The following is a 14,170-nucleotide window of genomic DNA, read 5'->3' as shown; positions in this document are numbered from 1 at the left end:
AGTAAATATGCAAGAAGAAATTATGAATCAAGATTGTCCAAATCGTCCATGTCCTGTAGAAACGACATTAAATATAATTAGTGGTAAATGGAAGGGGATTATTTTATATCGTTTATTAGGTGGTAAAAAGCGATTTAATGAACTTAAGAGATTAATGTCAAATGTGACGCACAGGACCCTAACTCTACAATTACGTGAATTAGAGAGGGATGGGGTTGTAAAGCGTACAGTATATGCAGAAGTACCTCCGCGTGTGGAATATGAACTCACAACTCTTGGGGTTTCTATGGCTCCAATAATTCAATCTATGTATGACTGGGGGATGAATTATCAATCAGAAACGAAGTGAGAGTTTAAATTAGTTACTTTTTGAATGAGAAATTGGTTACTAAATAAAATAAAAAAATCATAATATAAATTTTAAAAAATATATTGACAGATGGAGAATAAAATTTTAAAATTAATTCGTACCCGAACGAATGAGGTGGTAAAAATGAAAAACAAATGTATCGTTGGAAAAATGAATATAATTGTTGAAGCATCGAACAAATTTTTGACAAAAAAAATAAAAGATGAGCGATTACCTATATTACAAAATCATATAACTCTATTTGATATTCTACCTGAGGATGGTTCGAAACTGCTTTTTAATGAAATAGCAAGTATATGGAGAATATCAAAATCATCTTTGTCTGACATAATAAATAAGTATGAGAGTCAGGGATTGATAAATAAGTGCATGTGCTCTGAAGATAAGAGAAGTGTATATATCAGTTTGACTCCAGAGGCTGTAATAATAAAACAAAAGCTTAGAGCTATGGAGAAAGAATTTCTAGATATAATATTAAAAGATTTTGATGAAGATCAAAAAACAATCCTTGAAGAAAATATAGACAAAGCTCTTAAAAATATAATAAAAATGCTTTAAAGGCATTTTTTTCAGATAGATAATTCGTACGCGTACGAAAAAATATAGAAAGAAGGATATTAGTATGAAAGAGTTAATAGTAAAATCATTAGACAAAGTCAGACCAATACTACAAAGAGATGGTGGAGATGTTGAACTGGTGGATGTGAGCGACAATGGAGTAGTAAGTGTAAAAATGCAAGGTGCTTGTGGAAATTGTCCAGGAGCAATGATGACAATAAAAATGATTATTGAGCAAAGATTAAAGGAAGAAGTACCAGGGGTTACAGAGGTTATAGGGGTTTAAAACTAGAGACCTTTAATAAATGAAATATTTATAAATTCCAATATGTTTCGTACGCGAACGAAACATATTGGGAAAATATTCGTTTCGGGTACTAAATAAAAGATAAAAAATTATATAGAAATTATAATTAAGTTATTCAAATATATTCAATTATACGAGGAGGGGTAATATGTTTAATTCCATAAGAAAAAGATTAATTTTTAATTTTGTTTTAATTGCAGCAATAATAATTTTAATTTGTATATCTTTCTTTTCATATCAAATGGTAAGTGGAATACAAAATCAAATGAAAGCAGATGGCATGACTTTAGTTAATAATATAAGAGTAAATATAGAAAATGCAGGGGTTAGAAATACAGATAAAATACAAGGGATAATAGATCAAACATATAAATATTCAGATGGAGAATTATGCTACATAGGTGTGATATCAAGAGATAAAACGCTTTTGGCAGGAACATCAAAGGAGTCTATTGGCGAAAAAATTGAATCAGCAGGATTAGATGCAGTATTTAAAGGGAACATCGGAACATACATGTATGAGTGGAAAGGAACGCCTGCATATAATGTAACAGTCCCAATTAAGGATGGAGATACTATAGGTTATGCTCTTTCAATTGGAATTTCTGTTGATAACATGCAAAAATCTATTAGGAATACTATTATACAAAGTATAATTTATGCTATAGTCCTTTTACTACTAGCTGCTGTTGCAGGAGTATGTATAGGAAAGCGAATTGCGAGACCTATAGAAATTATTAAGGATGTTATTGAGAAAGCAGGAGATGGAGATTTTACAGCAGAGTATACAATTACAGGTAAAGATGAAATAGGAAAATTAGCAGCTGCAAGTAGTAAGACTAGAAAAGGTATGAAGGAACTTGTTAGGAAAATCAAAGTAGTATCAGAAAGTCTAAGCAACTTATCAAAGAATATTGAAATTGGTGGCAGCACCGTAGCATCCTCTAGTGAAGAAATTGCAGCTTCGGTAACTAGTGTATCTCAGGAAGGGATAAAACAAACAGAGGCTTTAGAAGAGGCCGTTAGTTTATTAGGAAGTTTTTCAGAAGACTTAGACAATGTGGATGATAAATTGGCATTGTTAGCTGATGGCGGAAAGATTATAAAAGAAGATACAAATAGAGGAGTAGAAACTATAAACAAATTGGCTAATACTATAGATGAAATGTTGAATTCATTTTCGGTATCAAGATCGAAAGTGGAGAATTTAGATAAAACAATATCGCAGATTAATTCTATAGTGGATGTTATAAATGGAGTAGCTAAGCAAACTAATCTTTTAGCATTAAATGCATCAATTGAGGCCGCAAGAGCAGGTGATGCTGGAAAAGGATTTTCAGTAGTAGCAGAAGAAATACGAAAGCTTGCGGAGGAAGTATTAAATTCATCGAAAAGTATAACCCAATTAATAAATACAGTAATGAAAGAAACTCATGACGTTTCTAATACCACAGAGCTTGTAACTAAAATAGTAGAAGAAAGTAAAAATGATATTAATAGTGTAACAACTTCATTTAAAGGAGTTATTAGTAAAGTAAATAATATTCCTAGCGATATTAATAAGGTTCATGTGGTACTTCACGAAACTATGAAGGGAAGAGATAAGATTTTAGACACAGTTGAAAATATAGCTTCAAAATCACAAGAAATCTCAGCTCTTTCCCAAGAAGTGACAGCATCTACAGAAGAACAAGCAGCTATAACAAATGAACTTTTTATAACAGCAAAAAAACTAGTTAATATCTCATCTGTATTAGAAAAAGACGTTTCAAACTTTAAAATATAGTATCTTGGATTGCCAAAGCAGAAAAGTTAGGGTGATTAATATATGGTGGTTAAAGTTATGAAATTATTAATAATATACAAGTAACACTTGATTAAAGATATCAGGTGTTTTTTTATATTCTTAGATAATATATTAATTTTTCTAAGTAATAGAAGTTGACCCAATATATAAATTTGAATGTATATAATTAAAAATAATATTTTAGTCACCTTGATGATTTAAACATAAGCACATATGGTATAATATTTAAGGATTGGGAAAGGAGGAATAAGTAAATGGATTTAAAAGCATTACTTAATAAAGAACAGTATGAAGGGGCAACCACAATTGATGGGCAGGTGCTTATTTTAGCTGGAGCAGGTTCGGGTAAGACTAGAGTGTTAACACATAGAATGGCACATATGATTGAAGATTTAGGCATTGCACCTTATAGTATATTAGCTATCACTTTTACAAATAAAGCTGCAAAGGAAATGAAGGATAGAGTTAAAGCACTTATTGGTGAAAGAGCAGAAAATATGTGGATATCCACTTTCCATTCAACTTGTGTAAGGATTTTAAGAAGAGAGATAGATAAGATAGGATATAAAAGTAGTTTTACTATATATGATAGCTCGGATCAAAAGACATTAGTTAAAGAGTGTATGAAAGCACTTAATATAAATGATAAAGATTTAACAGAACAAGAGATAATGGGGAAGATAGGAAAAGCCAAAGATAGAATGCAAAGTGTTAGAAGCTTTATGTTAGAAAATGAAGCTAACTTTAGGGAAAAAAAAGTTGCGGATGTATATGAAATGTACCAAAAGAGATTAAAAGAAAACAATGCTTTAGACTTTGATGATTTAATTTTTAAAACAGTTGAACTTTTTAAAAGCAATCCTGAAGTATTAGAATTCTATCAAAATAAATTTAAATACATAATGGTAGATGAGTATCAAGATACTAATGGAGCTCAATATGAATTGGTTAAGCTTCTTGCATCAAAATACAAGAATATATGCGTCGTAGGGGATGATGATCAATGTATTTACCAGTGGAGGGGCGCAGATATTACTAATATTTTAGACTTTGAAAAAGACTACCCAGGAGCAAAAGTAATAAAGCTAGAACAAAATTATAGATCTAAAGGGAATATATTAAATGCAGCTAATGTTGTAATTGTAAATAATTCAAATAGAAAAAGCAAAGTATTAAGAACTGAGCAAGAGCCTGGAAGTAAGATTAAGATATACAGGGCATATGCAGATAGTGATGAAGGAGATTTTGTTGGAAAACAAATTCAAGAGATAAAAGAAAAAGAAGACAAAAACTACAATGATTTTGCTATATTATATAGAACAAATGCTCAATCAAGAATTTTTGAAGAAAGTCTTAGACGAAAAGGTATTCCATACAAAATAGTAGGGGGTACAAGGTTTTACGATAGAAAAGAAATAAAAGATATACTAGCATATTTAAAAGTTCTTGTTAATCCACAAGATGATATTAGTATTAGAAGAATTATAAATGTACCTAAGAGAAGCATTGGGGATGCAACTGTTTCAAAAGTACAGGAATTTGCAACTGATTTTGAATTGAATTTATGGGATGCGCTGGCTGAAGTAAGAAGTATTCCAACATTGACTCCAAGAAATGTGTCAACTATTGAACCTTTTGTTACACTCATGGAAAATTTAATGGAACTTAGTGAGACAGTTCCTGTTTCAGTGCTCATTGAATCGATATTAAAAGATACGGGATATCTTAAACAATTAAAGGAATCAAACGAAATTGAAGATAAAAGTAGAATTGAGAACTTAAAGGAACTTGTATCTGATGCAGTTGATTTTGAAAAGACTAGTGAAGATAAGTCGCTGTCTGCATACTTAGAGAGAGTTTCCTTAGTTCAAGATACAGATAAGATTGAAGAGGAAGATGATGCAGTAGTATTAATGACAATCCATAGTGCAAAGGGATTAGAGTTCCCAGTTGTATTTATGGTTGGTATGGAAAATGGTATTTTTCCAGGAACTGCATCCTTTGAAAAAGAATCAGAGATGGAAGAGTCAAGAAGATTATGCTATGTTGGCATAACTAGAGCTAAACAGACATTGTTTATGACTTCTGCTGAAGTAAGAAGAGTATTTGGTAAAACAGTAGCGTATCCTCAATCTGACTTTATTAATGAGATAAAACCAGAACTTAAAGAGTATGTTGGGGCAGAGAAGACTGGTATTAAGAGCAGAGATGCTATAGTTAGAAACAGTTCATATAATAATCCTCATAGCTTGAGAAGTAGCATTATGGGCAGTGGAAATTCATATGAATCTAAAAACAATAGTCCTAATATAGTTGGAACAAGTGCTATGAGTGAAGTTGCAACGGAATATGTAACTAGTAGTGAAGCAACCCTTGGTAGAAAGGTTGTTCATGAGAAGTTCGGAAAAGGAACAATTGTAGCAGTTGTAGATGCAGGAAATGATAAGAAGTTAACAGTTGCTTTTGACAAGCAAGGAGTTAAATCGTTATTACTATCTTTTGCAAAGCTTAAAATGATTTAATATAAATAAGGAATGAAGTATTAATTATTCATTGATTAAAAATGGAGGCCTAGTATGGATAAAATTGAAAGAATAAAAGAACTTGTAGAACAGTTAAATAGATATTCATTTGAATATTATTCTTTAGACAATCCTTCTGTAAGTGATAAAGACTATGACGAAAAATACTACGAACTTCGAGATTTAGAAAAGGAAACGGGGTATGTACTTCCTTACTCGCCTACATTAAGAGTTGGGGATATTGTATTAGACGGGTTTAAAAAATATACTCATAAAGCTAGACTTTGGAGCTTAGATAAGGCACAATCATTGCAAGAAATTATAGATTGGCATAATAGAAATGTTAAGTTTGTAGAAGAGGCTAGAAGCAGGGGAGAAAATTTGCCTGATCTGAAATATGTTGTTACAAAGAAATTTGATGGCTTAACAATTAACTTAACGTATAATACTGAAGGTATACTTGAAATAGCTGCTACAAGAGGAACAGGAAGCATTGGAGAAGAAGTGACAGCACAAGTTAAAACAATTAAATCAATTCCTCTTAAAATTAATAGTAAGGATGTTTTAGAGGTTCATGGAGAAGCTATTATGACTCAAGAGGCATTCGATAAATATAATGAAACTTCTGATACACCACTCAAAAATTTAAGAAATGGTGCAGCAGGGGCCTTAAGAAATTTAAATGTAAAAGAAACTGCGAGAAGAAATCTTTCTGCTTTCTTTTACGATGTGGGATATAAAGAAGGGACTCCATTTAAGACTTACATGGAAATGATGAATTTTATAAAGGAACAAGGGCTGCCTGTTGATGATTATATAAAAGTATGTGCTTCTATAGAAGAAATTGAGAAAGAAATTGATTATGTAAAAGGTATTAGATTTGATTTAAATTATGATATAGATGGATTAGTAATTGCTATAGATGATATTAGAACAAGAGAGCTAATAGGTTATACAGTAAAATTTCCTAAATGGGCTATTGCATTTAAATTTGAAGCTCAGGAAGCAACAACTAAGCTTCTAGATGTTGAATGGAATGTAGGAAGAAGTGGAAGAGTTGGTCCTACAGCTATATTGGATCCAGTTGAATTAGCAGGAGTTACTGTTAAGAGAGCAACTTTAAATAATATGGATGATATAGCTAGGAAAGGTGTTAGAATTGGTGCGGAAGTATTTGTGAGAAGAAGTAATGATGTAATTCCAGAGATAGTGGGAGTTGTACCTGATTCTTTAGAAGGTTCAAAGGAAATTACAGTGCCAGAGGTTTGTCCGGCATGTGGAAGTCATTTAGTATTAAATGGAGCACATTATTTCTGTGAAAATACTTTGTCTTGTAAGCCACAATTAGTTAAGAGCATAGTACATTATGCATCTAGGGAAGCAATGAATATAGCAGGTTTTTCTGAAAGAACAGCAGAACAATTATTTGAAAAGCTAAATATCAAATCTATTTCTGATTTGTATAAATTGAAGGAAGAAGACCTAATAGGATTAGAGAAGTTTGCAGCAAAAAAGGCTCAAAATCTTTTAGAAGCTGTTGAAAAGAGCAAGGATTGTGAGTTGTATGCATTTATATATGCGCTAGGAATCCCAAATGTAGGAGTAAAAACTGCGAAGGATTTAGTTGGCAGATTTAAGTCTATAGAAGGTTTGAAACATGCAACGTTTGAAGAACTTGTTGGAGTTCAAGATGTTGGGGATATTGTTGCTCAAGGGGTTGTAGCATTCTTTAAAGAGGAAAAGGTATTGCAGACAATAGAAGAATTACTAGCCCTAGGTGTTAGTCCTAAATATGAAGAAAAAGAAGTAATAGCAAGTCCTTTTGAAGGTAAAACCGTTGTTGCAACAGGTTCACTTAAAAATTATTCTAGAACTGAGATAAAAGATAAACTTGAAAGTTTAGGTGCAAAGGTTGCAGGAAGTGTTAGTAAAAAAACAGACTACGTAATAGCCGGAGAAGCTGCTGGATCAAAGTTAACTAAAGCAGAGGAATTAGGGATTAAAGTCCTTTCAGAGGAAGAATTTGAAGAGATGCTAAGGGGGTAGAGTATGAAGAAATTAATCAATATGCTTGGATTCGCATGTGCATTTATAACAAGTATTTTAATAATTTGTACTTTTGTAACAACATATCAATTTTACTATGTTGGTCAAATTTTTAATTCATATTTACCAATACAGCTCGGAGTTTGCGTAACTATGGCAGTTTTAGCCCTTAGGTTTATCATAATTGAGACAGGTAGAAAAAGATTTATTTATTTTGCATTTAGTTTAGCTATATCAGTGTCGCTAATTTTCTTTATGATGAATTTAATTAAATAATATAGCAATAAATAGAGGTATAATTTTTTCGGGAGTTCACGGTTATTTAATTTGGAATTTCGCAAAAATTATACCTTTAGTTATTTCTAATAAATTCTGATGATGGTCAAGATTAAACAAAGAAAATTATGGTAATAATACTAAATATAATTCAAAGTAAAGGGTGTAACTATGAGGAAGATTATTTTCTATGGAATTATTTTAGTTTCTATAGTTTTATTTTGTTTAGGATTTATAAATAAGGAGAGCCGCGATGCGTCTAAGGATAACATTGAAGAAGCAATAAGTTATGGCATTGGTGAAATTCCGGGGGATTTAGAAAAAGTAACTAAGTTATCTTTGCATCAAGAGGATATTATTTGTGCCACAAGTAAAGGCTTGGTTTCGAAAGGTGCGGATAATAAAATTGTCCCCTCTTTAGCAAGCAGTATATTAAAAGATAAGGAAGGCATTCAATATGAATTTAAACTGAGGGATGATATTTTTTGGAGTGATGGGAGCAAGATAGCACCTAGTGATATAGCAGAGTTTTTTAAGGAGTTATTAAAGGAAGAAGATGAAGAAAATATACAAGCACTGCTAAATGTTTACGGTGCGAGAGATTTTAAGCAGGGAAATGTCGTATTTGAAACAGGAGTAGCTATAAGACCAACTGAAAATTCTGTTATCATTAGATTAAATAGAAAAGATGACGATTTTTTAGATGAACTAAGTAAGCCTCAATACAGATTGAGAAAATATCTGATTATGTGGCAAAATATAGGGAACAATTTTAGTACATTAGTATATTCGGGTGATTATAGGATTGATTCTGCAGGTAAGGATAAGATAGTACTTAAGAGAAATGATAATAGTAATCTTAAGGTATCTAGTATTAATATCTTTAATGATGAAAGTGTGGAGCTGTCTATGGCATCCTATGAAGTAAATGAAAGGGATATTGTAATAAATCCACCTGAAAGTGAAATTAATAAGTTGGCAGAAGAGAACGATTTATTAACGATACCAGAAAACAGTGCCACATATTTAGTTATAAATGATAAAAGTAATTCTATTCCTATTCAAGGTAGAAGAGAAATATATAATGATGTTTGCAAAGCAATCCAGAATTATCAAAATTCAAATAGTAAAGAATTTGAGCTTGCAGAAGGAAGTTTCTTTAGGGAAGATAAGAAAGACTTAACCAAATTACAAGCTAGAAAGGTTGGAAGTAATAAAGAAGGACAGTGGAGTAAACCAGAAGTATTGACATTATTATGTGAAGATAGTAATGAAAATAGAATTTTATGCAGAATTATTCAGGATTGGTTTAAAAGCAATACTAATATAACCGTTAAATATAGCTTGGTAAAAGAAGAATTTAAGGATGAAGAATTAAGAAAAAGATATGATATGATTCTAGTCAATAACGAAGCCAATATATTGGATAAGCAGAATTTTTATAATAATTTTAAAGAGTATTTTACAGATAGTCAAAGTAAAATGTTAGAAAAGCTGAAAAGTAGTAATACCAATGCTGATTATTCAAATTTAGAAGAGAGTTTATTTGATAATTACAATATATTACCACTAGTGTTTTATAATGAAAATATAGCTATCTCAAGTAAAATATCAGATTTAAAACTAGATGGGAATGGGAATATAGATTTTTCTACTATTAAATAGATTATGAATATCGTGGTACTTACCTGCAGAAAACTATACCACTTTCTACTTGGACCTTTAATAATGGATGAAAGTAGAAAGCGGCATGATGTAACCTTTTAGATAATTTTTTAGAAAAGAACTTATCAATGTTACAGGATAGAATCGTATTAAAACTATTCCTATATACTCTTGAGTCGAATCAACCTTTCTTATTACGAGGAGGTTGATTCTTATTTTTTTTGTATTTTTTATTTTTTACAACAGATGAATTGACCTTTGAAATTGTAACTTTACTTAACAAAGCAATGTTATTTGCTTTTTTTACGTTATTTATACTATTGGTTTCGGTTTCTTCTAGATTATTGCACTCTTTGTCAGTTATTGAATTTGAATTAGTTTCAATAATGTCTTTTGAATCTGCTGGATTCTCTTCTATATTACTTGCAATAGGATCTCTAGTAACTGATTGATCAGTAGTAATACTATTATTCTGCTCAGAATTAATATTTCGTGAGTCTGTCTGTACTGTTGAATTTAAAGGCGAAGAAAATTCCATAAAATCTTCAACCATATCTTTAAGGAGATATATGATTAAGAAGAAGTTAAGCATATTTTTATTGCTATCAAAGGAAGATCTCTTTGCACTAAGAGAATCTTTTTTCTTTGAATAAGTCAAGCTTTTTACAAAAACGGATGCTGATCCTGTGCTTTTAGGTGTTGGTAATACTGGCATTCTAAAGTATGTTTCATCTAACATATCATCAGAGCGCAAACTCAATTTTCTATAACGTTCTACCTCATCTAAGGTAGGAGCTTCAGGCCAGCTTGTTAGAAGACCGCCATTTACAAAGAATTTTCTATAAATACCAGATATTATAGGTCTTAATTCATTGGCTTTATCTTCTAAACGTGAGTACATTAGCAAACTGAGGAGATAAAGATTTACTTCTAAGCATGAATATTTACTTTCTCTTTTATCAGATATTTTAGTAAATATATTTTTATCAGAATCATATAAGCTGGTTAATTTTTCATTAATCTCCTTAGCTGCATCTTTAAATGATATTATATCTGTATGTTTATAAGCTTCCATTAAACATATAGCAAACAATGCACAATCATCAAGTGAATCTAAGTAATAATCTTTTTCTTGGAATTTAGAAATTAAAAAATCACCTAAATCTAAAATAAGTTTTTTTGCATCTGAATTTGAGGAATACTTGTAATATATATTTAAAGCTAGAAAGATTAATACACATTCATTAAAGGATAACTCGTATAATGCAGATTTATAATTTTTGAACATATCTAAAATCTCATGAGAGAATTTAAAATATTCACCACTCATATCATCAGATTTATTAAAGTATGAATATAATAAATAAGCAGCCATCATTAAAGCTTGATCAGAAAATTTAAATTTATCGTCTTTATCCACTAAAGAAAAACCTTTTGAGTTTCCGTCAGATAAATTTTTCTTTTCAACGAATAAACCTTCATTATTTCTCAAATTTTCAGAGTAAAATTGTAACTGCTCTTTAGCAAGATATTTAAATGGTTTTTCAAGAGATACAATATTTCTTTTGCCCTCATTATAGTGCGAATAATATTCACTTAATTCAAGTAAGGATAATGTCATAAGAGCACAAGTAGACGGATCTATTTCTCTTTTAAAACTTGATTCATCAAAGCCATGACTGCTTTTACTATGAACAAATATTGGTGAAGCTTTTCTATATAAGCATAGTAGTGGAGAAAAATTATTTAATATGCTAATATCATCTATAGAAGATTTTTTTGAAGTTCTAATTTGTGCTAAAAGACCACATTTGGAGTTCAATACTAAAGTTTTTATTGATTCTTTGGATAAGTGAAAAAGTTGACCACTAATTTCTTTTTGGGAAAGACTATTCATCCTAAAAAATGGTCCTATATATCTCAAAGTATAACACCTCTCATAAAATTCTCATCTTATTCATTAATATGAAATTAGTGAGTAAAAAGTACATAAAATATAAATAAAAGGAGATTTTTTATAATGAAGGAAGGAAAATTGGATTTTGATGATTTAAGAAATATCATACTTAATAATAAAACTGTTAAGAGGGACGAAGTAATTGTAAGGAATGACGTTGGGGAAGATTGCTCTATTATCGATTTTGGAAATTATGAAGGGATTTTTTCTACAGATCCCATAACAGGAGCGAACGAGAATGTTGGCAAACTGGCAGTACATATAAATTGTAATGATATTGCATCATCAGGTGGAGAGCCTATAGGGATTTTAGTTACTATTTTAGCACCTACGACATCTAGTGTAGAAGAAATAAATAAAGTTATGAATGAAATAGATGAGGAAGCAGCTAAAATCAATGTAGAGATTATAGGTGGTCACACAGAGGTGACAAGCGCAGTTAATAAAATGATTATATCTATTACTGTAATAGGAAAAAACTTAAAGGGAAGATCAGTTAAAACAGCAGGAGCGAAATTAGGTGACGATATAATAGTAACAAAAACTATTGGTTTAGAAGGTACTTGCATTTTAATTAATGATTATGAAGAAAGACTTAAAAAAGTATTATCTAAACAAGAAATAGAGCTTGGAAAAAGTTTAATAGATAAAATAAGTGTATTAGAAGAAGGAAGAATAGGCGGAAAGTTTGGAGTAAATTCAATGCATGATATAACTGAAGGAGGGCTTTTGGGAGGTTTATTTGAAGTTGCTATGGCTTCGAACAAAGGATTTAAGATCTATAAGGATAGGATACCTATGCTTGAGGTGACAAAAAAGGTATGTGAAGAATTTAAAATAGATCCCCTCAGACTCATATCATCAGGCAGCATGCTTATTACGACTGAAAAAGGGCAAGAATTAGTTGAGCAGCTTCATTCAAGTGGTATTGAGGCGGTTATAATAGGCAAAGTATGTGAAGATGGTGGAGTTCTAGTTGATGGAGGCAATGCAATAAATGTAGAACCACCAAAAAGAGATGAGTTATTTAATATACAATAAATTTTTTTACTTTTAGATTGGATTATATATTTAGGAGGAAGAAAGCAGTGAAGAGATTAATATTAGCGAGTAATAATAAAAAAAAGATTAAAGAAATGAAGGAAATATTAAAAGAATTGGCTATAGAAGTTAAGTCATTAGAAGACGAAAATATTAATATAGATGTTGTTGAAGATGGAGCAACATTTGAAGAAAATTCAAAAAAGAAAGCAAGGGAAATATATGAGTTCTTAGTTAAAAGAGGAGATAAAAACTTTATTGTCTTAGCTGATGACTCCGGATTAGCAGTGGACTATTTAAATGGAGAACCAGGAATATATTCAGCTAGATATGCCGGAGAGGATGGAAATGATGCAAAAAACAATGAGAAGCTTTTAGGTAATTTAAGGGGAGTGAAAGAAGAAGATAGAACTGCTAAGTTTATCTGTCAATTAGCGATGTTTACGGACAATGGAGATTATTTTAAAGTTACAGGTGAAGTAGAAGGGTATATCATTGAAGAATTACACGGAGAAGGTGGATTTGGGTATGATCCATTATTTTTTTATAAACCATTAAATAAAACTTTTGCAGAATTGACTTCAGATGAAAAAAATAATATTAGTCATAGAGGAATAGCATTAAAGGAATTGAAAAAAGTAATTTTAGAGTTATTATAATTGATAATAGATTGTGATTATGAGATTATATTATCATATATAGAAAAATTTACTATAAGAGTATAACATAATAAAGATTAAATTTCATTAATATTTCATTTTACAGATTTAAAACAGGCTTAAATTGTTTAAACTAAGGTATAGGAGGATTGAAACTTTATGTTGATTGCAGTTATAAGTGATACACATAGGATAAGTAAATATATTGATTTAGCTAAAGAAGTTATAAAAAGTGCGGATATATTAATACATCTTGGAGATAATGTTGATGATGTAGAAATATTGGAAAAAAATTTTAAAGGGAAAGTATATGCAGTTTCGGGAAATTGTGACTATACAACAAAATACCCTAGAGAAAATATTATAGAGGTTAATGGAAAGAAAATATTTTTTACTCATGGAGATTTATATGGTGTAAAAAGTTCTATAAATAATATATATTATAGGGGGAGAGAATTAGAAGCGGATATTGTTCTGTTTGGTCATACTCATATACATTTAATTGAAGAGGAAGATGGTATTATTTTAATGAATCCAGGTAGTATTTCATTACCTAGACTTAATAAAAGATGTATTGGATTCATAGACATTAATGATAATGGTGAAGTTCGTACGTATTTTAAAGAGGTTAGAGGTTAATCTCATCAAATTAAAAAATATAATAATATATGGCGCTTATTACCTTTTAAATATATTTGTAGTGCATTGTAAAAAGATAAGTCCAATCTGCTAAGAATAAATTCAAGAAAGTGCTTCTCGATATATGAAAATACAGCTTTATTTAAGTGCTTGGATTATTTATTATGAAATTATTCAAAAAAGGTATTGACGAAACACATTTGATATTGTAGAATAATCATTGTCGCTGGGAAGTAAGCGATGTTTGTAAGAACAAGTTAGGACTTACGGGGTGTGGCGCAGATGGGAGCGCGCGTGGTTTGGGACCATGAGGTCGCAGGTTC

General features: G+C 30.5%; 12 protein-coding genes. 11 read left to right on the top strand and 1 reads right to left on the bottom strand.

Going from position 1 to position 14,170, the window contains the following annotated elements; translation table 11 throughout:
* Nucleotides 1-7: 7 nt before the first annotated feature.
* From COL3_RS06175 to COL3_RS06140, 8 genes are all read left to right on the top strand, one after another.
* Nucleotides 8-349: a helix-turn-helix domain-containing protein gene (locus tag COL3_RS06175; protein ID WP_008427198.1), complete on the top strand. Its 342-nt coding sequence runs from the start codon at nucleotides 8-10 to the stop codon at nucleotides 347-349.
* A gap of 144 nt (nucleotides 350-493) precedes the next feature.
* Nucleotides 494-928 (top strand): MarR family transcriptional regulator, encoded by a 435-nt coding sequence (locus tag COL3_RS06170; protein WP_008427200.1) that lies wholly within the window; start codon nucleotides 494-496, stop codon nucleotides 926-928.
* Nucleotides 929-992: 64 nt separating this feature from the next.
* Complete coding sequence (locus COL3_RS06165; RefSeq protein ID WP_008427202.1) at nucleotides 993-1,214, top strand: NifU family protein; 222 nt, start codon at nucleotides 993-995, stop codon at nucleotides 1,212-1,214.
* Nucleotides 1,215-1,383: 169 nt separating this feature from the next.
* Complete coding sequence (locus COL3_RS06160; protein WP_008427204.1) at nucleotides 1,384-3,021, top strand: HAMP domain-containing methyl-accepting chemotaxis protein; 1,638 nt, start codon at nucleotides 1,384-1,386, stop codon at nucleotides 3,019-3,021.
* Nucleotides 3,022-3,296: 275 nt separating this feature from the next.
* Nucleotides 3,297-5,564 carry a DNA helicase PcrA gene (pcrA, locus tag COL3_RS06155; RefSeq protein ID WP_008427205.1) on the top strand — a complete coding sequence of 756 codons (2,268 nt, stop codon included), beginning with the start codon at nucleotides 3,297-3,299 and terminating at the stop codon, nucleotides 5,562-5,564.
* A gap of 54 nt (nucleotides 5,565-5,618) precedes the next feature.
* Nucleotides 5,619-7,610, top strand: coding sequence for an NAD-dependent DNA ligase LigA (gene ligA / locus COL3_RS06150; protein WP_008427207.1), 1,992 nt, complete (start codon nucleotides 5,619-5,621; stop codon nucleotides 7,608-7,610).
* Nucleotides 7,611-7,613: 3 nt separating this feature from the next.
* Nucleotides 7,614-7,886 (top strand): hypothetical protein, encoded by a 273-nt coding sequence (locus COL3_RS06145; RefSeq protein ID WP_008427209.1) that lies wholly within the window; start codon nucleotides 7,614-7,616, stop codon nucleotides 7,884-7,886.
* A gap of 171 nt (nucleotides 7,887-8,057) precedes the next feature.
* Nucleotides 8,058-9,551: an ABC transporter substrate-binding protein gene (locus COL3_RS06140; RefSeq protein WP_008427210.1), complete on the top strand. Its 1,494-nt coding sequence runs from the start codon at nucleotides 8,058-8,060 to the stop codon at nucleotides 9,549-9,551.
* 181 nt (nucleotides 9,552-9,732) lie between these two features.
* Here COL3_RS06140 and COL3_RS06135 read toward each other — a convergent pair whose 3' ends face one another.
* Nucleotides 9,733-11,475 (bottom strand): hypothetical protein, encoded by a 1,743-nt coding sequence (locus COL3_RS06135; protein ID WP_008427211.1) that lies wholly within the window; start codon nucleotides 11,473-11,475, stop codon nucleotides 9,733-9,735.
* 96 nt (nucleotides 11,476-11,571) lie between these two features.
* Between COL3_RS06135 and COL3_RS06130 the strand changes: the two genes are divergently transcribed.
* From COL3_RS06130 to COL3_RS06120, 3 genes are all read left to right on the top strand, one after another.
* A complete protein-coding gene (locus tag COL3_RS06130; protein ID WP_008427212.1) occupies nucleotides 11,572-12,549 on the top strand; it encodes an AIR synthase family protein in 978 nt (325 codons plus the stop codon).
* Nucleotides 12,550-12,596: 47 nt separating this feature from the next.
* The gene (locus tag COL3_RS06125; RefSeq protein ID WP_008427213.1) at nucleotides 12,597-13,208 is read left to right on the top strand and encodes an XTP/dITP diphosphatase; all 612 of its coding nucleotides are present in this window, start codon (nucleotides 12,597-12,599) and stop codon (nucleotides 13,206-13,208) included.
* A gap of 159 nt (nucleotides 13,209-13,367) precedes the next feature.
* Complete coding sequence (locus COL3_RS06120; RefSeq protein WP_008427214.1) at nucleotides 13,368-13,847, top strand: metallophosphoesterase; 480 nt, start codon at nucleotides 13,368-13,370, stop codon at nucleotides 13,845-13,847.
* The last annotated feature ends 323 nt before the right edge of the window (nucleotides 13,848-14,170 follow it).

The sequence above is a fragment of the Clostridium sp. LS genome, from assembly GCF_002760435.1.
GTDB lineage: Bacteria > Bacillota > Clostridia > Clostridiales > Clostridiaceae > Clostridium.
The sequence above is the reverse complement of the archived record's forward strand: the minus strand, read 5'-3'. Positions and strand labels throughout refer to the sequence as shown.